General features: G+C 63.4%; 20 protein-coding genes. 8 read left to right on the forward strand and 12 right to left on the reverse strand.

Features of this window, described 5'->3' with window-relative positions; translation table 11 throughout:
* Window positions 1-7: 7 nt before the first annotated feature.
* Window positions 8-892, reverse strand: a complete 885-nt coding sequence (locus NQ490_RS05265; protein WP_007047859.1) for an AraC family transcriptional regulator — start codon at window positions 890-892, stop codon at window positions 8-10.
* A gap of 307 nt (window positions 893-1,199) precedes the next feature.
* On the opposite strand from NQ490_RS05265, the gene NQ490_RS05270 reads away from it, so the two are divergent.
* The 5 genes from NQ490_RS05270 (at window position 1,200) to NQ490_RS05290 (ending at window position 8,910) form a co-directional block, all read left to right on the forward strand.
* Window positions 1,200-2,495: an ABC transporter substrate-binding protein gene (locus NQ490_RS05270; protein ID WP_007047861.1), complete on the forward strand. Its 1,296-nt coding sequence runs from the start codon at window positions 1,200-1,202 to the stop codon at window positions 2,493-2,495.
* Window positions 2,495-3,379 carry a carbohydrate ABC transporter permease gene (locus tag NQ490_RS05275; protein ID WP_007047862.1) on the forward strand — a complete coding sequence of 295 codons (885 nt, stop codon included), beginning with the start codon at window positions 2,495-2,497 and terminating at the stop codon, window positions 3,377-3,379. Before NQ490_RS05270 ends, NQ490_RS05275 begins: the two co-directional genes overlap by 1 nt.
* Window positions 3,380-3,382: 3 nt before the next feature.
* Window positions 3,383-4,219, forward strand: coding sequence for a carbohydrate ABC transporter permease (locus NQ490_RS05280; RefSeq protein WP_007047863.1), 837 nt, complete (start codon window positions 3,383-3,385; stop codon window positions 4,217-4,219).
* A gap of 173 nt (window positions 4,220-4,392) precedes the next feature.
* Window positions 4,393-6,639, forward strand: coding sequence for an alpha-galactosidase (locus NQ490_RS05285; RefSeq protein ID WP_007047864.1), 2,247 nt, complete (start codon window positions 4,393-4,395; stop codon window positions 6,637-6,639).
* Between the two features lie 21 nt (window positions 6,640-6,660).
* Entirely contained in the window at window positions 6,661-8,910 is a 2,250-nt protein-coding gene (locus NQ490_RS05290; RefSeq protein WP_007047865.1) for an alpha-amylase family glycosyl hydrolase, read from the forward strand.
* Window positions 8,911-8,983: 73 nt separating this feature from the next.
* Here NQ490_RS05290 and NQ490_RS05295 read toward each other — a convergent pair whose 3' ends face one another.
* Window positions 8,984-11,773: a glycoside hydrolase family 2 TIM barrel-domain containing protein gene (locus NQ490_RS05295; RefSeq protein WP_007047866.1), complete on the reverse strand. Its 2,790-nt coding sequence runs from the start codon at window positions 11,771-11,773 to the stop codon at window positions 8,984-8,986.
* A 244-nt stretch (window positions 11,774-12,017) separates the two neighbouring features.
* Here NQ490_RS05295 and NQ490_RS05300 point away from each other — a divergent pair, with 244 nt between their 5' ends.
* Both NQ490_RS05300 and NQ490_RS05305 read left to right on the forward strand, forming a co-directional pair.
* Complete coding sequence (locus NQ490_RS05300) at window positions 12,018-12,209, forward strand: terminase small subunit (protein ID WP_040917859.1); 192 nt, start codon at window positions 12,018-12,020, stop codon at window positions 12,207-12,209.
* A gap of 12 nt (window positions 12,210-12,221) precedes the next feature.
* Entirely contained in the window at window positions 12,222-13,466 is a 1,245-nt protein-coding gene (locus NQ490_RS05305; RefSeq protein ID WP_007047869.1) for a PBSX family phage terminase large subunit, read from the forward strand.
* Window positions 13,467-13,522: 56 nt separating this feature from the next.
* On the opposite strand, the gene NQ490_RS05310 is transcribed toward NQ490_RS05305, so the two are convergent.
* The 8 genes from NQ490_RS05310 to NQ490_RS05345 all read right to left on the reverse strand — a co-directional run bounded on the left by NQ490_RS05310 (window position 13,523) and on the right by NQ490_RS05345 (window position 20,087).
* A complete protein-coding gene (locus NQ490_RS05310) occupies window positions 13,523-14,182 on the reverse strand; it encodes a YczE/YyaS/YitT family protein (RefSeq protein ID WP_007047870.1) in 660 nt (219 codons plus the stop codon).
* Between the two features lie 85 nt (window positions 14,183-14,267).
* A complete protein-coding gene (locus NQ490_RS05315; RefSeq protein ID WP_259951657.1) occupies window positions 14,268-16,175 on the reverse strand; it encodes a M56 family metallopeptidase in 1,908 nt (635 codons plus the stop codon).
* Window positions 16,176-16,178: 3 nt separating this feature from the next.
* The gene (locus tag NQ490_RS05320) at window positions 16,179-16,556 is read right to left on the reverse strand and encodes a BlaI/MecI/CopY family transcriptional regulator (RefSeq protein ID WP_040917353.1); all 378 of its coding nucleotides are present in this window, start codon (window positions 16,554-16,556) and stop codon (window positions 16,179-16,181) included.
* 108 nt (window positions 16,557-16,664) lie between these two features.
* Window positions 16,665-17,810: an MFS transporter gene (locus NQ490_RS05325; RefSeq protein WP_147644623.1), complete on the reverse strand. Its 1,146-nt coding sequence runs from the start codon at window positions 17,808-17,810 to the stop codon at window positions 16,665-16,667.
* Between the two features lie 167 nt (window positions 17,811-17,977).
* Window positions 17,978-18,385: an arsenate reductase ArsC gene (locus tag NQ490_RS05330; RefSeq protein ID WP_007045451.1), complete on the reverse strand. Its 408-nt coding sequence runs from the start codon at window positions 18,383-18,385 to the stop codon at window positions 17,978-17,980.
* Window positions 18,382-18,678 carry a thioredoxin family protein gene (locus NQ490_RS05335; RefSeq protein WP_007045452.1) on the reverse strand — a complete coding sequence of 99 codons (297 nt, stop codon included), beginning with the start codon at window positions 18,676-18,678 and terminating at the stop codon, window positions 18,382-18,384. Before NQ490_RS05335 ends, NQ490_RS05330 begins: the two co-directional genes overlap by 4 nt.
* An 18-nt stretch (window positions 18,679-18,696) precedes the next feature.
* A complete protein-coding gene (locus NQ490_RS05340) occupies window positions 18,697-19,698 on the reverse strand; it encodes a permease (protein WP_007045453.1) in 1,002 nt (333 codons plus the stop codon).
* Between the two features lie 77 nt (window positions 19,699-19,775).
* A complete protein-coding gene (locus tag NQ490_RS05345) occupies window positions 19,776-20,087 on the reverse strand; it encodes an ArsR/SmtB family transcription factor (protein ID WP_007045454.1) in 312 nt (103 codons plus the stop codon).
* A gap of 151 nt (window positions 20,088-20,238) precedes the next feature.
* Here NQ490_RS05345 and bsh point away from each other — a divergent pair, with 151 nt between their 5' ends.
* On the forward strand, window positions 20,239-21,213 hold the full coding sequence (gene bsh, locus NQ490_RS05350; protein WP_040917354.1) for a choloylglycine hydrolase: 975 nt from the start codon (window positions 20,239-20,241) through the stop codon (window positions 21,211-21,213).
* 43 nt (window positions 21,214-21,256) lie between these two features.
* On the opposite strand, the gene NQ490_RS05355 is transcribed toward bsh, so the two are convergent.
* Entirely contained in the window at window positions 21,257-22,018 is a 762-nt protein-coding gene (locus NQ490_RS05355) for an anti-sigma-I factor RsgI family protein (RefSeq protein WP_259951658.1), read from the reverse strand.
* On the reverse strand, window positions 22,011-22,490 hold the full coding sequence (locus tag NQ490_RS05360; protein ID WP_007045457.1) for an RNA polymerase sigma factor: 480 nt from the start codon (window positions 22,488-22,490) through the stop codon (window positions 22,011-22,013). Before NQ490_RS05360 ends, NQ490_RS05355 begins: the two co-directional genes overlap by 8 nt.
* Window position 22,491: the final 1 nt, after the last annotated feature.

Consider the following 22,491-nt stretch of genomic DNA (forward strand, 5'->3'; position numbering starts at 1 on the left):
CCCGGTGTCAAACCCCGGCGGGGGCGTCCTCCTTGCGGATGAAGTGGTTCTGCCGGTAGGTGCGGGGCGCCATGCCGTACACCGACTTGAACGCCCGGGAAAAATGCAGCTGGTTGGCGTAACTGACCATGGCGCTGATGGTGCCGATGGGCAGGGCCGTCTCCTTGAGCATCTGGGCCGCCCGGGCCATTCGGTAGTGCAGCAGAAACGCCTGGGGGCTCTCCCCCATGGAGTCCCGGAACACCTTGCCGAAGTAGCTGCGGTTCAGCCCGCAGAAGGCCGCGATCTCCTCGATGGAGATGTCCCGCTGGTAGTTCTGCTCGATGAAGGAGAGGGCTTCCTTCATATAGAAATCCCGCAGCCGCCGCTGGCTGGGCAGCCGCCGCGCCGCCGAGGACTGCACCAGCTGGTCCAGGAAGAGAAAGCCCTCCCCGATCTGGCGCACCGGACTGTCGTCGGGATGGTTGACGATGTAGAGCATCTGGTCTTTCAGCGCCCGGCCTGCCTCCCGGTTCTGGGGGGTGTAGACCGGCTGGCTCTGGCTCAGCCCCGCCAGGCTGATGCTCTCGCTCACCCGCAGGCCGTCAAACTCGATCCAGGTATATTCCCAGGGGTCCTTGGCGTCCGCCACATAGGTGGTGGTCTGGTCCGGCAGGATCAGAAAGCCGTGGCCCGCCCCGATATGGTAGACCTGGTCGTTGGTGTACAGCGCGCCCCGCCCCGAGATCACAAAATGGAACAGGTAATGGTCCCGCTTGTGGGGGCCGTAGGAATGGAGCGGCTCGGTGCGCTCCCAGCCGTACTGATAGAGGGTCAGATCCACGAACCGTTCGTCCTGAAATACGTGGAATTTGAGCTTGTTTTCGGTATGTATGTCATTCTGATGAGGCATGGCCAAAACCTCCCCGCCATGTTTTTTCTATTATATACCATAATGCGTCTGTACTTCAATAAAAATGATAGAAATCCTACAAATTGAGATATAAAAAGCAGAATCAAGATATTCACGATGGCATGCACAAATTGTATAATAAAGCTGCTGATTCAGGAAAGATTTTGTGCATAGTGCACATTGCACAAATTTTCCCACGAAATTTCATCAAATTGGCGAAACCCCATTCTCCCACTGCCGCACCGGCCGGGCGGGCAGCGAACCACTGCAGAACCACTGCAAAAGATCAACAGGAGGAAGACATCTTATGAACATCAAACGGAAGTTGGTTGCCGGGTTGATGGCGACGTGCCTGACGGCTGGTTTAGCCACGGGCCTGACCGCATGCGGATCGGACAGCGCCGATGGCACCGTGAACCTGACGTTCCAGATCTGGGACGTGGCGCAGCGCGACGGCATGCAGGCGATGTGTGACGCCTACACCGAGCAGCATCCCAACGTCCACATCGAGGTGCAGGTCACCAGCTGGGACGAGTACTGGACCAAGCTGGAAGCGGCGGCCATCTCCAACCAGATGCCCGACATCTTCTGGATGCACACCAACGAGATCCTGAAGTATGCCGACTACGGCAAACTGGCCGACTGCTCCGACATTGTGGAGACCGAGCATTTCTCGGACATTTCGCTGGCCAACGCCAGCGGTTCGGACGGCAACCTCTACGCCGTGCCGAAGGACAAGGACACCGTGGGCCTTGTGTACAACAAGGAAATGTTTGACGCCGCGGGTGTTGCCTACCCCGACGAGACCTGGACCTGGGACGATCTGTGCGAAGCCTCGCAGAAGATCTACGACGCCACCGGCAAGTACGGCTACATGGCCTACGGCGACGACCAGCTGGGTTACTGGAACTTCGTGTACCAGGCGGGCGGCAGCATCCTGACCGAGGACAAGACCCGCGCCAACTTCACCGATCCTGCCACCAAGATGGGCATGGAATTCTACATCAACCTGCAGAAGAACGACTGGTGCCCCGACCAGAACTACTTTGCAGAGACCGCTCCCGGCACGGCTTTCTTCTCCGAGAAGGGCGCCATGTTCTTTGAGGGCGACTGGAACATCCTGAGTGAGCTGCAGAACTACCCCGAGATGGTGGGCAAGTGGGACGTGGCCGTGCTGCCCAAGTGCCCCAACCCCATGAACGGTGACGGCCGTGCTTCCATCTCCAACGGTCTGAGCTACGCCACCAGCGCCACCAACAAGCATCTGGACATCGTCAAGGACGTGCTGAAGTTCTTCGGCAGCGAAGAAGGCCAGCGTATCCAGGGTGAGAGCGGCGCCGCCATTCCCGCCTACGAAGGTCTGGAAGAAACCTGGGTGGGCGTCTTTGATGAGTATCCCATCAATGTGCAGCCCTTCATTGACATGTTCGACTACTGCGTCCAGAGCGTCAACAACGCCGCCCGTCCCGAGTGGAAGACTCCGGTCAGCGACACGCTGCTGAAGATCTACACCGGCGAGCTGGACATCGACACCGGCCTGCAGACCATGCAGGAGATCGTCGATGAGGCCAGTGCCGAATATTACCCGGAGGAGGATGCGTAATGCAAAATACATCGAAACTTGCCCGCGATGGTGCCAAGTGGGGCCTGCTCATGGTGGCGCCCACCATCATCGGTCTGCTGGTACTGAACATCTATCCTTTCATTGACGCCATCCGGATGAGCTTTTCCAAGTCGCTGCCCTTCGGCATGTTCGAGTTCGAGGGCATCGACAACTACGTGGAAATGTTCCAGAATGCCGAATTCTGGAAAGCCACCTGGAACACCATCCTGTTCTGCATCCTGACGGTGCCGGTGGGCATCTTCCTGGCGCTGCTGGTGGCTGTGCTGCTGAACAGCAAGATCCGCGGCCGCACCACCTTCCGTGCCATCTTCTTCCTGCCCATGGTCGTGGCCCCCGCCGCCGTGGCTATGGTCTGGAAGTGGATTTTTAACACCCAATATGGTATTATTAACTCGGTATTCGGCGTCAACGTCGGTTGGCTCACCGATTCCCGCTTCGTACTCTTCACCTGCGCCGTGGTGCAGATCTGGTCCAACATCGGCTACGACGCCGTGCTGCTGCTGGCCGGCCTGCAGAATGTTTCGGCCACCCTGTATGAGGCTGCCGACCTGGACGGTGCGTCCAAGGTCAAGCAGTTCTTCTCCATCACCCTGCCGATGGTTTCGCCCACCCTCTTCGTGGTCATGATCATGCGTCTGATGTCCTCCTTGAAGGTCTTCGACCTGATCTACATGATGGTGGATGACGCCAACCCCGCCCTGAACGACGCCCAGAGCCTGATGTCCCTGTTCTATCGTCAGAGCTTCATCGCCGGCGACAAGGGCTATGCGTCCGCCATCGTTGTCTGGACCGTGCTGCTGATCGGTGTGGTCACCATCTTCCAGTTCTGGGGCCAGAAAAAGTGGGTCAATTACGAGGTGTAAAGTATGAATACCAGTATGAAAAGCAGCAAGCGGCTTACCACCACGCTGACCTATGTTGTCCTGGTCCTGGGCAGCATCCTGATGATCTTCCCCTTTGTGTGGATGCTCCTGACCAGCTTCAAGACCCAGGCTGAATCCATGGCCATTCCGCCGCAGATTCTTCCTTCCCACTGGGCGCTGGACAACTTCACCACCGCGCTGGCGAGCCTTCCCTTCTTCAATCTCTATGTCAACACCGGTCTTCTGATCGTGTTCCGCGTGGTCTGCGCCGTCCTGTTCAGCTCGATGGCCGGCTACGCCTTCGCCAAACTGCAGTTCCCCTGCAAGAACCTGCTGTTCGGCATCGTGCTGGTCCAGATGATGCTGCCCAGCCAGATCTTCATCACCCCGCAGTACCTGATGCTGGCACGTCTGGGCCTGACCAACACCATCTTCGCGCTGGTCTTCCCCGGCCTGGTCTCCGCCTTCGGCACCTTCTTCCTGCGGCAGACCTACCTGGGCATCCCCAATGAGATCGCCGAGGCCGCCTATCTGGACGGCTGCAACAAGTGGCAGACCTTCACCAAAGTCATGTTCCCCCTCACCGGTTCCAGCTGCGCGGCCCTGGCTATCTTCACCGCCGTGTTCGCCTACTCCGACCTGATGTGGCCCCTGATCTGCAACACCGACCTGAACATGATGACCCTTTCCGCCGGCCTTTCCACCCTGAACGGCCAGTACACCACCAACTTCCCGGTCCTGATGGCCGGCAGCTTCCTGGCCATGATCCCCATGGTCATCCTGTATCTGCTGTTCCAGAAACAGTTCATCCAGGGCATTGCGATGACCGGCGGCAAATAATCCGCTCCATCGCCTGAAATAGCCTGAAGTCAGGCACACCAGCGGCAGGCGGACGACCGGCAGTTCCCGGTCCGCCCGCCTGCTGCTGTTTCTTTGGAAAACAGTGTGTCCGGCGCTCCGCGTTTGGGGCCTGCCGGCACTGTCTATATATACTTTTTTCAGGAGGTCCTTTTATGGGTATTCAATTCGACACCGCCACGGGCGTTTTCGCGCTGGAGACCGCACACACCAGCTACCACATGCAGGTGGATGAGCGCGGCCATCTGCTGCACCTGTACTACGGGCGCAGCATCGGCCAGGGCAGCCTGAGCGCACTGTATCCCCCCGCCGACCACGGCTTCTCCCCGGACTACTATGCCTGCCGCCGCGAGCGCGGCGTTTCCCCCGATGTGCTCCCCCAGGAGTACACCGGCTGCAATGTGGGCGATTTCCGGTTATCCTGTGTGGTGGTCCGGGATGAGACCGGTGCGGCCGGTGCGGACTTTGTCTATGTCTCGCACCGCATCGAGAGCGGCAAATATGCCCTGGAGGGCCTGCCCTGTGCCCACGCGGAGGACGGCGACGCCGAGACCCTGGTCGTCACCCTGCGCGACCTGGTCACCGGGCTGGAGCTGGACCTGTACTACGGCGTCTTCGCCGATCAGGACATCATCACCCGCGCCGCCAAAATGCGCAACAACGGTACCCACACCCTGCGCCTGGAAAAGGCTGCTTCGATGTGCCTGGACCTGCCCTTCGGCCGGTGGGATATGATCCACTTCCACGGCCGCCACGCCATGGAACGGCAGATGCAGCGCACCCCGCTGGCCAACGCCATTCAGACGGTCTCCTCCACCCGCGGTGCCTCCAGCCATCATCACAATCCCTTCGTGATCCTCTGTGACCGCGACACCACCGAATCCGCCGGGCTGTGCTACGGCGTCATGCTGGTCTATTCCGGCAGCCACCGCACCGACATCGAGGTGGACCAGAACGGTTCCACCCGTGTGGTCACCGGCATCCATGACGAGCGGTTCAGCTGGAAGCTGGAACCCGGCGAGGCCTTCACCACCCCCGAGGTGCTGCTGGGCTGCGCTTCGGACGGTCTGACCACCCTGTCCCAGCATTACCAGCACTTCATCCGGCGCAACATCTGCCGCAGCCCCTTCCGCTATACCCGCCGCCCGGTGCTCATCAACAACTGGGAGGCCACCTACTTCCAGTTCACCACCGACACCATCTGCAAGATCGCCGAGAAGGCCGCCAGCCTGGGCGTGGAGATGCTGGTGCTGGACGACGGCTGGTTCGGCAAGCGGGATGACGACAACAGCGGCCTGGGCGACTGGTTCGTCAACGAGAAAAAACTGCCCGGCGGCCTGGATCCGCTGATCCAGCGGATCAACGCCCTGGGCATGAAGTTCGGCATCTGGATCGAGCCTGAGATGATCAGCGAGGATTCCGACCTCTACCGTGCCCACCACGACTGGGCACTGACGCTGCCCGGCCGGGACCCCGCCATGGGCCGCGACCAGCTGGTGCTGGACTTCGGCCGGGACGAGGTGGTGGATTACATCACCGAGGTGCTCAGCGATCTGCTGCGCAACCATCACATCGAATACGTCAAATGGGACATGAACCGCAACATGTCGGACGTCTACAGCCGCGCCCTGCCCCCCGAACGCCAGGGCGAAGTGGCCCACCGCTACATGCTGGGCGTCTACCGGCTGCTGGACCGGCTGACCACCGCCTTCCCCGACGTGCTGTTTGAAGGCTGTGCCGGCGGCGGCGGACGCTTTGACGCGGGCATGCTGGCCTACTTCCCCCAGATCTGGTGCAGCGACGACACCGACGCCATCGAGCGGCTGACCATCCAGCACGGCACCTCCTTCGGGTATCCGGTGTCGGCCATGGGCGCCCATGTTTCGGCCTGCCCCAACCACCAGACCGGCCGTTCCACCCCGCTGTGGACCCGCGCCGTGGTGGCCATGAGCGGCACCTTCGGCTACGAACTGGACCTGGGCAAACTCAGCGACGAGGAATGCGAACAGGTCAAGGAACAGATCGAGACCTTCAAGAAGCTGTACGATGTGCTGCAGAACGGCCGGTACTACCGCCTGAGCAACCCCATCGAGGAACACCGGTACACCGCCTGGCAGACTGTCACCGACAAGGAATCTCTGGTCAGTCTGGTGCTGACCCATCCGGAGGCCAACTCCCGCCCGCTGCACATCTGCCTGCGGGGCCTGGAGGAGGACGCCCTGTACCGGGTGGAGAGCCTGCATCTGTACGGCACCACCTCCACCCCGGAGAGCGGCGCCGCCGCCACCGACCGCTATGTAGGTGCCGTCTACAGCGGCAGCACCCTGATGTACGCCGGATGCACCCTGACCCAGCTGGTGGGCGACTTCCCCAGCGTGCAGCTGCATCTGGTGCGTGTGTGATACGATAAGGAGGAATCCTGTATGAAATCCGCAAAGAAGAGAAAAGCGGCTGCGGCGAAGGCGGCCGCCGCCCGTGCCAAGGCCCCCGCGAAACCGGCCGCCCCGGCACCGGCGGAACCCGTAAAGGAAACCACCCCCAAAGCGGAGGCCCCGAAAGCCGAACCGGAAAAGACCGAAGCCCCCAAGGCCACCCCGGCCGCCGCGGAAGCGCCCAAGGCGGAAGCCCAGCCTGCCCTGAAGGCCGCTCCGGCGCAGGAAAAGCTGAAAGCTGCTCCGAAACAGGAGCAGCTCCACGCAGCCCCCGCCCAGGAGAAGCTCAAGGCGGCCCCGAAGCAGGAGAAGCTCAAGGCGGCCCCGAAGCAGGAGAAACTCAAAGCCGCCCCCAAGAAGGAGGCGCTGAAAGCCGCTCCGGCCACGAGCAGCGCCGAGGATGACGCCGCCTTTGAGCGCCGGCTGGCCCGCCATTACGATGAACTGAAATGGCTGTACTGCGAGCTGTACCACGGCGACATGCAGGCCTTTGACTACTGTGTGGATATGCTGCGCCGGGCCTGGGCAGACCGCAAGCCCGCCCTGCGCGCCCAGGATGCCGCCCGGGAGGCAAACCCCGACTGGTACCGCCGCCGGGATCTGCTGGGCATGATGATGTATACCAATGCTTTCGCCGGCACCCTGAAAGGGGTGGAGGAGAAGCTGCCTTACATCCAGGAATGCGGGGTGAACTACCTGCACCTGATGCCGCTGCTGCAGAGCCCCAAGGGCCGCAGCGACGGCGGCTACGCAGTGGCGGATTTCCGCACCGTGCAGCCGGAACTGGGCACCATGGACGACCTGGAACACCTGGCCGATGCCTGCCGGGAAAAGGGAATGAGCCTCTGCCTGGACTTCGTCATGAACCACACCAGCGAGGACCACGAATGGGCCCGCAAGGCCCGGGCCAATGAGCCGGGCTACCGGGACCGCTACTTCTTCTACGACAACTGGGACATCCCCAACGAGTTTGAGAAGACGGTGCCCCAGGTCTTTCCCACCACGGCACCGGGCAGCTTCACCTGGCTGGACGACTGCCAGCAGGTGGTCATGACCAACTTCTACCCCTACCAGTGGGATCTGAACTACGCCAACCCCGTGGTCTTCAACGACATGACGGAGAACCTGCTCTACCTGACCAACCGCGGCATCGACGTCATCCGTCTGGATGCCGTGCCCTACATTTGGAAAGAGCTGGGCACTTCCTGCCGCAACCTGCCCCAGGTCCATACCCTGGTGCGGATGATGCGGATGGTCTGCGAGATCGTCTGCCCCAGCGTCCTGCTGCTGGGCGAGGTGGTCATGGAACCCGCCAAGGTGGTGCCCTACTTCGGCACGCCGGAAAAGCCGGAATGCCACATGCTCTACAACGTCACCACCATGGCCACCACCTGGAACTCCCTGGCCACGGCGGACGTTTCTCTGCTGCGCCACCAGATGGACACCGTCTGCGCCCTGCCCCGGGACTTCCTGTTCCTGAACTACCTGCGCTGCCACGACGACATCGGCTGGGGCCTGGATTACCCCTGGCTGGGCGCCCGGTTCGGCACCAACGAGGTAGCCCACAAGAAGTACCTTAACGACTGGTTCACCGGCAAATGGCCCGGCAGTGACAGCCGCGGCGAGCTCTACAATGATGACCCCACCCTGGGCGACGCCCGGCTGTGCGGCACCACCGCCTCGCTGTGCGGTGTGGAGGCCGCCGACTTCGAGAAAGACCCCTTCAAGATGGAGCGGGCCATCTCCTGTGACCTGATGCTCCACGCCTGGATGCTGGTCCAGAGCGGTATCCCGGTGCTCTACAGCGGCGACGAGATCGGCCAGCTCAACGACTACACCTACCACGACGATCCCGAAAAGTGGGACGACAGCCGGTACATCCACCGGGGCAACTTCCAGTGGGATCTGGCCGAACTGCGCCACGACACCACCACCCGCCAGGGCAAACAGTTCGAGGGTCTGCGCCGGCTGGAGACCATCCGCGCCGAAGAGAAAGCCTTTGACGCCCAGGCGGACGTCTGGACTTTCGACACCGGCAGTAGCCATGTGCTGGGCGTGGGCCGGTGGTATCAGGGCCACAAGCTCATCGCTTTCTTCAACTTCAGCCCGGAATTTGTGCATGTGTCCTCCTGGGAGAAGGGCCCCTACGACGAACTGATGTACGGCGGCCACCGGGACGACCTGAACGATGTGGAGCTGTATCCCTACGGCTTCGCCTGGTTCCTGCACACCGAAGATTGACACTCCCGTTTTTTCCCCCATACAGAAGGAGCGCACCCGCAAGGGTGCGCTCCTTCTTCTTTTGTATTCATTTTTACCGCAGCAGAATACGGAACTGAACGGTGTATTCCCGGCTGCCGTCCAGCCGGTAGGCTTCCTCCACGTCGGTGCCCCAGCTGTCGATGCCGCCCACGCCCCGGCTGGCTCCCAGCACCGTCACGGCGGTGCGGCCGGTGACCGGCAGCTCGCAGGGATGCTGGGCCGCCTCCAGTTCTTCCGCCGTGTTGGGCAGGGCGCTGAAGGCAAAGGGTTCTCCGCAGCTTTGCAGCGTCAGCGAAGCCGTAGTGCGGCCGCGGGCATCCCGCTGCTGCAGTACCGCCTGCCGGGTCTGCCAGTGCAGCCCGCATTCCTGAGGAACCAGGTGGGGTTCGATGTGGGGCACTTCCTCGAAGCAGCCGAAGTCGGCGCCCTTGTACCGGTCGGGGTAGGTCTCCCCCGAAAGACCGGTCCAGCGGGTGGCCGCCACCGGCGCCGCCGTCTGGAAGCGCACGCCGAAGCAGGGCAGCTCCGGAGCGCCCTCCACGCCGTGGTAGACCGCCTCCACTTCCAGCGCCCCCTGGTCCAGCACTGTGTAGCGGAGCACGGCCTCGGCCCCCGGCACGCTCACCAGCGGGAACCGGTATTCCACCGTCACCCGGTCGGGCGCTTCCACCACCACTTCCGGTTGACCGGCCTTGGAGAGAGCGTCCGCCGCCAGCCAGGCGCCGCTGCGCTGGGCAAAGCCGCAGCCCCGGTCATTGTCGGTGGCAGCCCGCCAGACCGCCGGGCGGGGGGCCCGCCACAGCCATTCGGTGCCGCCGATCCGCAGGGAGGAGGGACCGCCTTCCGTGTAGGAGAAGAGGATCTCAAACCCATCACCTTTGACGCCCAGGTTGCCGTCCCCCTCGGTGACGGTCAGGGGCTGCCGGGCACGGGCCTCCCAGGACGCAGCCAGCGCCGTGTCTGCCGCTTTGGCCGCCGCATCGTTGCGGGCATCCTGGGCTGCACGGTCCGCCGCGTCGGCGTACCAGTAGCGGACCTCCTGCATGGCGGGCTTTTCGGCGCCGTCGGCGTAGACGATGCCGTTGCCGCTGAAGTTGTAGTCGGTGGTGCGCTCGCCGAAGTCGCCGCCGTAGCCCAGCACCCGGCGGCCCAGGGCATCGGTGTGCCACAGCGCCTGGTCCATGTAATCCCAGATGAACCCGCCCTGGTACTGGGGATATTTCTCCGCCAGGCGGATGTAGCTCTCCATGCCGCCCAGGCTGTTGCCCATATCGTGCATGTACTCGCACAGGATGAACGGCTTGGCAGGCTTGGATTCCAGATAGTCCCGGATGTTCCAGGGCTTTTCGTACATCCGGCTCTCCATGTCGCTGATGGCGTCGAAATCCCGGTTGTGGAAGACGCCCTCGTAGTGCACCAGCCGGCCGGGGTCCTGCTGGTGGAAGAATTCCGTCATGGCCAGGATGTCCTCCCCGGCATAGCTCTCGTTGCCGCAGGACCAGATCAGAACCGCCGTGTGGTTCTTGTCCCGCTCAAACATGCTGCGGGCCCGGTCCACCACGCAGTCTTTCCACTCCGGCAAACTGCCCGGCACGTTCCAGCTGGGTTCCACAGCCCCCAGCTTCTGCCAGCTGCCGTGGCTTTCCAGGTTGGTCTCGTCGATCATATAGATGCCGTTGCGGTCGCACAGATCGTACCACCGGCTCTGGTTGGGATAGTGGCAGGTGCGCACCGCGTTGATGTTGTTGCGGCGGAAAACTTCCATGGCCGCGTCCATATCCTCCGGCCCGATGGCGCGGCCCCGCTCAGCGTTCCACTCGTGGCGGTTCACTCCGTTGAAGACCACCCGCTCCCCGTTCAGGCACATGACGCCGTCCACCATCTCGAACCGGCGGAAGCCGATGTCGTAGGGGACCACCTCCTGCACGGTGCCCTCCCGGTCGGTGACCGTGAGCTCGGCGTGGTAGAGGGTGGGGGTGGCGTGGCTCCAGGGCTGTACGCCCTGAAGTTCCAGGGTGTCCCCCGTGACCGGGCCTTCGTAGAGGGCATAGCCCTCGCTGTCGGTGAGCCGCAGCGTGACCCGGGCGCCCTCGGTCTCCCCCTCCAGTTGTACCCGGGGGGTCAGGGTGCCGGTGAGGTTGTCCTGCTCCAGCCCTGCCTGCAGCCAGAGGTCTGCCAGGTGCACCTTGGGCTTGGCGTAGAGGTAGACCGGCCGGAAGATGCCCGAGAACCGGAAAAAGTCCTGGTCCTCGATCCAGGAGGCACTGCACCGTTTGTGTACCTCCACGCAGAGGCGGTTGGTCCCCTCCTGCAGGCAGTCGGTGAGGTCAAATTCCGACGGGGTGAAGCTGTCCTCGGCATAGCCCACAAAGACGCCGTTGCACCACAGATACATCGCCTGCTCCACGCCCTGGAAACTCACGCAGACCCGCTGGCCCCGCAGTCCCTCGTCCACAGTGAACTCCGTCACATAGCTGCCCACCGGGGCGTTGTCCCAGTCGATCTGGGGCGGGCGCAGAGCGGCCCGGCCATCCCAGGGATACAGCGTGTTGGTGTACTGCAGTTCGCCGTAGCCCTGCAGTTCGATGTGCCCCGGCACCTGGATGGTACCAAAGGCCGAAAGATCGGCGTCCGGGCGCCAGAAATCCGCCGGACGGGCAGCAGGGTTGGGGCTCCAGCAGAACCGCCATTCGCCGTCCAGGCTCTGGCGCAGGCTGGTGCGGCGGGCGGCAGCTTCCGCCGCCGTGCGGTAGCAGATATGATCGGAATGAGCTGCCAGCCGGTTGACCGCAAAGACCTGCGGGTCGGTCAGCCAGCTGAGTTCCGGTTTGGTCGTCTTCATGGGAAAACTCCTTTCGGTTTTGGGGTCCGGGCCGTTGCGGAACGCACCCTTTTATATTTAGTGTACCGCCTGCCGTGCCCCGGCGCAACACCCCGCCGAAAATATTTTTGCGGCGGCAGGTTTTCCCAAAACTTCATTGTATTTCACAACCTTAGGTAGTAAAATAAAGATTAAACAGGGCATGCGGGAACGGCCGGTACCCCGTCCGCGGCCCCTGTTTTGTCCGGAAGGAGGGATGCCATGCGTGCATGAGGTAACGCCGGAGCATGTGCTGGGGGAACTGGCGGACATCGCCTTTGCCGAACCCGGTGCCGAGCGCGGCGGGCAGGCCATCAAGGTAGCCGACAAGCTGCGGGCGCTGGAGCTTTTGTACAAGCATCTGGGCCTGGGCGACGGCCAGACCACAGAGGGGGTGGTCATCGTAGACGAATCGTAAAGGAGGCGCACTGTGCGCGTACAGTTGAAAAAGATCATTCCGGCGGTGTTCTGGCCGGTGCATACGGCCATCCGCAGCGGCACCGTCCAGGAGGTGGTGGCCAAGGGCGGACGGGGTTCCGGCAAGTCCAGCTATCTTTCCCTGGAGCTTGTCTACCAGCTGCTGCGTCACCCGAACTGTCACGCCGTGGTGCTGCGCAAGGTGGCAGGCACCTTACGCAACAGCGTTTACAGCCAGATCGTCTGGGCCATCGGCGCGCTGGGCTGTTCGGGGTATTTCCGCTGTACCGTCAGCCCCATGGAGTGCACCTATCTGCCCACCGGCCAGAAGATCCTCTTCTTCGGCCTGGACGACGCGGGCAAGCTCAAGAGTTTGAAAGTACCCTTTGGTGCGGTAGGACTTTGTTGGTTTGAGGAGCTTGACCAGTTCGACGGGCCGGAGGAGGTGCGCAGCGTGGAGCAGAGCATCCTGCGGGGCGGCGACTGGACGCTGACGCTGAAAAGTTTCAACCCGCCGGCCATGGCCCGCAGCTGGGTCAACCGCTATGTGCTGGAACCCCGGCCGGGCAAGCTGGTGCACCATTCCACCTACCGGGATCTGCCCCGGCAGTTTCTGGGGGAGCGGTTCTGGGCGGATGCAGAGCATCTGCGCAAGACCAACCCCGACGCCTACCGCCACGAGTACGGCGGCGAGGTGGTGGGCAGCGGCGCAGCGGTGTTTGATAACCTGACGCTGCGGGAGGTCCCCGACGAGGAGATTGCCTCCTTTGACCGGCTGTACCACGGGGTGGACTGGGGCTGGTACCCCGACCCCTGGGCGTACAACGCGGTCTCCTACGATGCGGCGCGGCGCACCCTGGTGATCTTTGACGAGCTGACCCGCACCCGCACCCCCAACCGGGACACCGCCCGGCTGCTGGTGGAGCGGGGGGTGGGCGGCGACGACGGCGGCCTGCTCACCGCCGATGCCGCCGAGCCCAAATCCTGCGCCGATTACCGGGCGGCGGGCCTGCCCTGCCGCGCCGCCGTGAAAGGGCCCGGCAGTGTGCGGGAGAGCATGAAGTGGCTGCAGGGGCTGGCGTCCATCGTCATTGACCCGGCCCGGTGCCCCGCCACGGCGGCGGAGTTCAGCGAGTACGAGTACGAGCGGGACGACCGCACCGGCGAGGTGCTGCCCGGCTATCCCGACGTGAACAACCACCACATCGACGCCGTGCGCTATGCGGTGGAATGCATCTGGCGGCGCCGGGGCGTATAAGAAAAACCGGGAGACAACCCCTTTGTGGGTTGTCTCCCGGTTTGTTTTGTGTGGGATCACTGCCGGTCCATGCCGGTGACGCGCAGCAACGGGCGCTTGCACAGGTAGTTGAACCCGGCAATAGCGCGGCCCACCCCCACCATGGAGATGAGGGTGCCCAGACCCACGCCCAGCAGCAGATTGCCGAAGCAGAGGCCGATGATCAGCGAGATGGTCACGCAGCCGACGTCGAAGCAGTTCTTGCAGAAGCCCAGTTCCTTGCCGGTCAGCTGGGCGATGGTGCCCACGATGCCGTCGCCGGGGTTGGGGATGAGCTGCATGGCCACCGTCATGGCGGCGCCCACCCCGGTGAAGAGGATGGCCACGATGAGCAGGGCGATGTCGGCGGGCAGGTTGCCGTTCTTGTAGGGAATCGCCCCCGCGAAGAGGTTCATGAACCGGGTGAAGACGATGCTCAGCGGAATCTGCAGCACGTCGATCCACTGGCGATTTTTCCCTTTGAGGATAAACTCCGCCACCACAAAAAGGCAGTAGACTACCAGCGTCAGGTCGCCGAAGTTCCAGCCCGTCGCCTGGCTCACCGTAAAGGGCACCGACACAATGGCCGATGCCCCAAGACCCGTCTTGGTGTTCAGCGTCAGGCCCAGCGCCAGCAGCACCATGCCCAGCAGATAGAACCCCCAACGGGCGACTGTATGTTGTTTTGTCTGTTGCATTGTTTGCCACTCCTATCCTATACAAGGATATACCCGGGCGGCAAAAATGTCAACTTTTTGAGGTTTCGGGCAACTTGCTACCGTCTCATCCGTTTTGGGCGGAGCCCGTGCCGAGATAGCTGTCCAGCTGGCTCTGGGCCTGCTCCAGGTTCCGGCGGGCAGCCTCCTCTCCGGCTTGCAGCGCCGGGTCGGTGGTGTTGCCGGCGGACTGGGCGGCTTCGATCTGCTGCTGAAGCTGGGACTGGGCGGACTGGGCAGACTCCTTGGCTTGTTCCTGCTGGGGCTGCAACATTTCGATTCTTTCCTGCCGCCACTGAATTTCGGCCTCGACGGACTGAATCTGTTGTTCCAGCACACTGATCTGATCCCGGTATTGTTGCGCCAGGTCCTGCTCCTGGTCGGTGGTTCCGGCCGCCAGGTCGTCCACCAAAGCCTGTAGCTCGTCCTGTTTCTTCTGCAACTCTTCCTGCATGGACGGTAGCATTTCAATCCATGCCTGGCTTTCCCGGTCTTCCTGCTCCTGTACCACTTTGGCCGTAAGTGTCCGGGTATCCACCTCCTGGTAGGCTGTGAAATACCGGGGCTGGGCCGGGATACCGTTGCACAGCAGTTCGAAATGCAGGTGCGGGCCGGTGGAGTTGCCGGTGTTGCCCACATGGCCGATGAGCTCCCCCGCTTTGACCGTCTGGCCCTCTTCCACCGTGTAGTCGTCCATATGGCCGTACAAAGTGGTCCAGCGGTTGCCGTCCAGCCCGGTGCCGTGGTCCAGGACCACGCAGTTGCCATAACTGTACTGGTAATCGGCGTAGGTCACCACACCGTCCTGGGCCGCATAGACCGGGGTACCCTTGTCGGCGATCAGATCATCCCCCCGGTGAATGTTGTCCATGAACCGGCTGATATACGTATACTCCACCGGGCAGAGGAACCGCGGGCTGTTTTCGGGGTCGTTCAGGTTGGGCAGCCCCGCCGTGTTGGCCGTGAAGGTCACCGCCGTTTCGGGGGTGTCCGGGGTCTCGGCGGTGGCTTCCACCGGGACCGGTTCGGCCGTCTCGGGGGTGGCTTCCTCCACCTGGGGCTGCATCATGCAGGCGGTGACGCTGAGCCCCACCGCCGCCGCACAGACCAGCAGCGCTCCCGCACCGATCCGGCGATAGTGCAGAAGATGCACGATACGTTTTTTGACGCTGCCCTGCCCGAAGGCCAGGGATCCCGGCGCCATCCGGCCCTGCAGGGCGTACTGCAGGATGCTCTCGCAGTAGGCGTTGCGGGCGGCGGCATCGCAGCCGCGGACGGCCGCCTCGTCACAGGCGGATTCCATCTCCCGCTCCAACTGGCGGAAGGCCAGCCAGGCCAGGGGGTTGAACCAGTGCAGACAGACCACCGCATAGTAGAGCGGCTTGGTCTGGGGATCGTGGCGGCGCAGATGGGTGCGCTCGTGGAGCACCACCGCCTGCCGGGCCGCCCCCGTGAGGGCCGCGGGCAGGTAGATGCGCGGCCGGAAGATGCCCAGCGTAAAGGGCGCGGGCACGCAGCTGCCGCTGTAACAGCCGTCTTCCGTTTTGCAAGCCAGGGCCACCGTGCGGCGCAGCCGGACATACCCGGCTACCGCCCGCACCGCCAGCACCAGCACCCCCACCGCCCAGACGGCGGCCAGCAGATGCCAGACCGTCAGCCGGGTATACCAGGGCGCCACGGCCGCTGCCGTCACCGCCGGGGCCTGCACCGCGGGCAGCACCACCGGGGCGGGGCCTTCGGTCAGGGCCTGGACCGTGTCGGCGGCCTGGGCCAGATTTTCGTTCCGGGGCCGGGGCAGCGTCAGCGGGATGCCCCAGGGCAGGGCAAACCGCAGCCCCACCGCCAGCCACAGCCAGCAGAGCAGCCGGCTGGGGGTGTGCAGACGGCGCAGCACCGTGCTGACCGCCAGTGCTCCCAGCGTGGCCGCCCCGCCCCACAGGCTGAGCAGCAAAAAGCGGAGTACCAGTTCATCCATGGGTCACCCCTCCTTGTCGTGGGCGGCATCCAGCAGGGCACGGATCTCGGCCGCTTCGGCATCGCTGATGGGCTTGGCGCTCAAAAACGCCGCCACAAACCGCGGCAGACTCCCCCCGAAGGTCTTGTCCACCACGGCGGCACTCTCGGCACACTGGACGGCCTGCTTGGCCACCCGGCTGGTCACCGTGCCCCCTGCATTCTGCAGCACGCCCCGCTCGCAAAGTTTTTTCAGCACCGTGTAGGTGGTGCTCTTCTTCCAGCCCAGCGCCTCGGCCGCCAGCTTCACCAGTTCTCCGCTGGGCAGCGGCTCGTGGTCCCACACCAGGCAGGCAAAACGGTATTCCCCTTCCGCCAGACGCAGCGGTTCCTGTACAGACATGGTACTTCCTCCTTTCGATGGATGGTCTTTTTTCATTTTTAGTCTATCACAATAGACCGACTCTGTCAACAAAAAAACAGGGGCAAGTTCTTGTCCCTGTTGCATCGATTATACCAGGTTGGTTTTCCGCCGCCAGTAGGCAAACAGTCCCAGGGCGCCCAGCCCCGCCGCGGTCCCGTAGCCGAAGGCCAGCCGCAGGTCCCACTGGGCCAGCGCACCGAAGGTCAGGTTGCTGCCGATGGCCACCGTATCCAGAATCATGGCATGGATGCTCAGCGCGGTGGCACGGTTGGCGGTGTGCACCTGGCGGTTCTGCAGCTGGGCCTGGAAGGGCTGGAACAGACTGTCAGACACCCGCAGCAGCCAGATGCTCCCCACCGAGAGCACCGCCCGGTCGGTAAGAGCCAGCACGATGCAGGCCAGCGCCGGGGCCAGGGTGAAGAGCACCGCCGCCCGGCGGCCCCCGGTACGGCGGGTCACAGCGGAGGACCAGGTGCCGCAGAGCCCCAGCAGGGTGGCGGCGATGTAGACCCCGCCGATGGCGGTGCTGCCCATGCCGCAGCGCTCGTACTGCAGCTGGTTGAGAAAGACCGTGACGGTCTGGTGGACTTCGGTGAGCAGCCCCACCGCCAGCAGGAAAGCCAGCAGTCCCGGGGTGGTCAGGGTCGCCCGCAGGGTGGCGGCAAAGGGTTCCCGGGCCTCCTTCTTTTCGGGGGCGGGGTGGACCTCCACAAGGCCCAGGGAGAGCAGCGCCGCCGTCCCGTAGCTGAACACCGTGAGCAGGGCGGACAGGCGGTAATTTTCCCCGATGAAGAGGGTGTAAACCGCCGAGGCGGTGAGCAGCCCCGCCATGCCCAGACTGTTGTAAACGCCGAAGACATGCTGGCTGCGCTCCTGCCCGGCGCAGAGATAGAGGATGCTGGTATCCACCCCGGAGAACCCGGCGATGACCACGCTGAGCAGCACCCGCTCGGCCAGGAAACCGCCGAAATCCGACGCCTGCCAGAAGATGATCTTGGACAGAAAATACACCCAGCAGCAGAAAATCATCGTGCGTTTGTAGCCGATGCGGTCCGCCACCACGCCCCAGGGCACCTCCAGGGCGATGCTCAGCGCAAAGGAGATACTCTCGATGAGGGTGATTTCAAAAATAGACACTCCCTGGGCCTGCCGGTACAGGGTGGAGATGGCGCCGTAAAACACCATGCCCTGCAGAAAGGTCATGGCATAGAGCAGATAGATATTGCGTTTCACGAAAAAATCGTCCTTTCCCAAAGATTCCTTTTCCGCACGGCAAACAGGCGCCGGGCTCCGGCGCCTTGGGTGCGGTATGGAAATCTTTTAGATAGGACGATGCATTGCAGTTGCCTGCCTTGTGTTATTCTGGAATGAATCCAGTATAACACGCCCCGAGGTTGGCGTCAATCGGCGGCGCGCAGTTCCGCCCGCAGCCGGAGTACCCGGCGTTCGATCTCGTCGATGACGGCGGTAAACGCCCCGTCGTCCTGGCCGGTGGGATCGGGCAGGCCCCAATCCTCCCGCCGGGTGCAGGACAGCACGGGACACTGCACGTTGCAGCCCATGGTGATGACAATGTCCACCGGCGGCAATTCCTCCAGCAGCTTGCTGCGCTGGGTGGCCGCCATATCCACGCCGTACCGGGCCTTCACCAGCCGCACGGCGTCAGGGTTGATGGCGGGCTTGGTCTCGGTGCCGGCAGAGTAGCTCTCAAAGGTGTCGGATGCCAGCAGGCGGCCCAGGGCTTCGGCGATCTGGCTGCGGCAGGAATTGTGCACGCAGACAAAGGCCACTTTCGGTTTGCCGCTCATGCCTGGTTCCGCGCTTTCTCGATCAGGGCCTTGGCTTCCTCCTTGGACAGCACCCGGCCGCTGGCCACCACCTTGCCGTCCACCATCAGGGCCGGGGTGTGCAGCACGCCGCAGGCCGCGATCTGGCTGAAATCGGTGATATGACCCACTTCCTGGGGCAGGCCCAGTTCTGCCAGCGCCGCCTTGGCCGAGGCTTCCAGCGCGCGGCAGTTGGCGCAGCCGCCTCCCAGGACCTTGACGTCCTCGTTGCCGGTTTCGGTTTGTACGGATTCTTTTTTGCCAAACAGTTTCATGATGTATACCTCCTGAAATCAGATCAGAACAAATTGCAGGGCGTTGAAAAGATACCCCACGATGACTATACCCACCACGCAGATGGCGATAAACAGCGCCAGCAGCTTGGGTTTGACAACTTTACGCAGCAGAATCAGCGACGGCAGCGACAGGGTGGTGACCGCCATCATGAAGGAGAGGACGGTGCCCAGCTGGGCGCCCTTGGCCAACAGCGCCTCGGCCACCGGGATGGTGCCGAAGATGTCGGCGTACATGGGCACGCCCACGATGACCGCCGCCAGCACGCCGAAGGGATTGCCGGAGCCCAGCACCGTTTCCACCCAGGCCTGGGGGATCCAGTTGTGGATGACGGCTCCCACACCCACGCCCACCAGCAGATAGGGCAGCACCTTGCGGTAGGTGGACAGCGCCTGGCCCTTGGCATACTGCAGCCGGTCCGCCGTGGTCAGAGTGGGGGCATCCAGGTCCACACCGCCGCCCGCATGGGCCAGGGGTTCCAGGTATTTTTCCATATGCAGGGATTCGATGAGGGTGCCGCCGGCCACCGCTACCACCAGACCCAGCACCACATAGGCGGCGGCCACTTTGATGCCGAAAACACCGGTGAGCAGCACCAGGCTGCCCAGATCCACCATGGGGGAGGAGATCAGGAAGGAGAAGGTGACGCCCAGGGGCAGCCCCGCCCCGGTGAAGCCGATGAAGATGGGGATGGAGGAGCAGGAGCAGAAGGGCGTGACGGTGCCCAGGAGGGCCGCCACCGTGTTGGCCCCCATCCCGTGGAACCGCCCCATGATGCGGCGGCTGCGCTCCGGCGGGAAGTAGCTCTGCACCCAGGAGATGGCGAAGATCAGCACCAGCAGCAGGACGGTGATCTTGATGGTGTCATAGAGAAAGAACTGCACGCTGCCGCCCAGCCGGGAGGCGGTGTCCAGTCCCACAGCGGTGAGCAGTTTGCCCACCAGGGCGTTGAGCCACTGCATGCCCAGCACCTGATTTTGGAAAAACAGCCAGAGATTCATTGGGAAGTCCCCCTTTTATCATATCAAGATTTTTTGATGTTTCGGCCGCAAAAAAATGCCGCAGCGCGGCAAAAAGGTCACTGCCCGCAGCAGCCGCAGGCGGGCGCCTCGGCGTTGGGGGTGGTCAGGGCCAGCAGACGCTGTACGGCGCGGGCCTGGCCGTCGGCGCTCAGGCGGTAGTGGGTCCATTTGCCCTCCTGCCGGGCCAGCACCAGCCCCGATTCGCAGAGGATCTTCATGTGGTAGGAAAGCCCCGACTGGGTCAGCGCCAGGGGTTCCTGCAATTTGCAGGCGCACTTCTCGCCGCTGCGCAGCTGCTCCAGGATGGCCAGCCGCCTGGGGTCGCACAGCGCCTTGAAGATTTTGGCGTCCTGCTCGTAGGAATCCATGGGTTGCACCTCACATCAAAATTTCTTGATGTATAGTATAGGCCGCTCTGTCCGCCTTGTCAAGGGGAAAGTGTAACTTTTTTGTGGGGGGATTGTGGGGCGGACCCGGCGCGGGTATACTGTAAGAAAAGCCAACAAGGAGGCTATCATCATGTGTACCAGCGTTGCGTTTTGGGATCGCGGGCTGTACGGCCGCAATCTGGATCTGGAGTACCATTTCGGGGAGCAGGTGGTCATCACGCCCCGGGACCACGAATTCACCTTTCATCACCGGGAGCCGCTGTCCCATCATTACGGGATGATCGGCATGGCCAGCGTAGCCCGGGACACCCCGCTCTACGCCGAGGCGGTGAATGAGAAGGGACTGTATATGGCGGGGCTGTATTTTCCCGGCAACGCCGTCTATTTTGAGGAGCCCGACCCTGCCCTGCTGAACCTGGCGCCCTACGAGCTGATCCCCCTGGTGCTGGGCAGCTGTGCCACAGCGGCCGAGGCCCGAACGCTGCTGGCCACCGTGCGGCTGGCAGCCATTCCCTTTGCGCCGGGGTTCCCCCTGGCGGCGCTGCACTGGCAGGTGGCGGGCCCCGACGGCGGTTTTGTGATGGAACCCCTGGCGGACGGGCTGCACTTTTACGACGACGCCGCGGGCGTGCTGACCAACAATCCGCCTTACCCCCACCAGGTCATGAATCTGAACAACTACCGGCATCTTTCCCCCCGCACGCCGGAGAACACCTTTGCCCCCGCCCTGGATCTGGCGGTCTACGGCCAGGGGCTGGGCGCCCTGGGACTGCCGGGGGACGCCTCCCCCATGTCCCGGTTTGTGAAGGCGGCGTTCCTGCGCCACCATGCAGCGTTCCCCGAGGACCGGGCCGGGCAGGTGAGCCAGTTTTTCCACATTCTGGATGCCGTTTCCATGGTGCGGGGCAGCGTGGTGACCCCCGAGGGCCGCTGTGATGAGACCACCTACGCCTGCTGCTGTGACGGGCAGGAGGGCGTCTACTACTACCACACCTACGACAGCGGCTGCCTCCACGCCGTGCGGATGACCGAGGACGCCCTGACCGGCGACGGTCTGCGGGTGTTCCCCCTGGCGGACAAGCCTCAATTTGTGTGGGACAACTGAACGGCAAAAGCGCACATGGTTTTCACCGTGTGCGCTTTTTGATTTATTCCTCGTGATGGCTGCCCCCGTGGTGGCCGTTCCCCTGTTGGGGGGCAGGATTTTCGCAGCTTGCCGGGGTTTCGGCCGTGCTCTGGGTGGTCCCATCGCCCGAAAGCGCTGCGATGCGGTCGCGGATCTCCCGCATGGTCATGCCCTGCACCGCTTCCGGCGTGACGGAGGGGTCCAGCGCCGCCAGCTCCTGATAGGCCCGGTATTTGCCGTAGGAAAGCCCGCAGTCGTGGGCCTGTTCCACCTCCTCAGTACCGGCCCGGTAGCAGTGGGCGTTCTGCTGCCCGTCGGTGCAGGCCTGCACCCCCGCCAGCAGCCGTTCACAGTGGGTGTCGTCGTCCCCGATGACCCCGATCTCCACCACGGCGTCCTGCCCCAGCAGTGTTTCGATGGTGTCGGTGGCGAGGATGGTCTCCACCGCGTCGGTGTAGGAGAGGTTGGTCACCTCCACCGTTTCGGCCAGGGCGGTGCCGTCGTCGTTCCAGCCCTGCACCGAGATCACCCGGTCGAACCGGTTGACCCCCAGCTCCAGGGAGGGATTGATGTCGATGCTGATGTGGGCCGTGGGGGTGAAGTAGAGCCACCGGCCGCCCAGCACCACCACCGCCGCACAGGCTGCCGTGGCCAGGGCCAGACCCACCGGCCGGGCCGGGCTGTGACGCTGCCGTACCCGCCGGGCCACCGCGGCACGGGCCGCCGCCTTCAGTTCCGGTTCGGCGTGGACGCTGTCAAATGCAGCGCGCAGTTCCTCATGCATCGTCGTCACCTCCCAGCGCCTGACGCAGCAGCCCGCGGGCGCGGGTCAGCCGTGTGTAGACGGTATTCACGTTCTTGCCCAGGATCTGTGCGATCTCGGGGGCGGTGTAGCCTTCGTAGTAGTGCAGATACACCACGTCCCGGTAGGCCGCGGGCAGCCCCTGCACCGCCTGCAGCACCGCCCGGTGTTCCTCCGGCGGGGCGGACAGTTCCGCGGCTTCGTCCAGCGGCACGGTACGCCGCCGGAACACGCTGCGCAAAAGGTCCTTGCACGCGTTGATGGTCACCCGGATGATCCAGGCCTTCTCATGTTCGGGGGAGGCAAAGGGCGCCGTGTGCAGCAGGTATTTCACGAACACCGTCTGGAAGATGTCCTCGGTGTCCGCGTAGTTTTTCAGGTGCACCAGGCAGATGCGCCGCACGGTGTCGGCATACCGCTCCACCGCCCGGTTGACCTCTTGTTCGCTGCGCATC

The organism is Subdoligranulum variabile, assembly GCF_025152575.1.
GTDB classification, from domain to species: Bacteria; Bacillota; Clostridia; order Oscillospirales; family Ruminococcaceae; genus Gemmiger; species Gemmiger variabilis.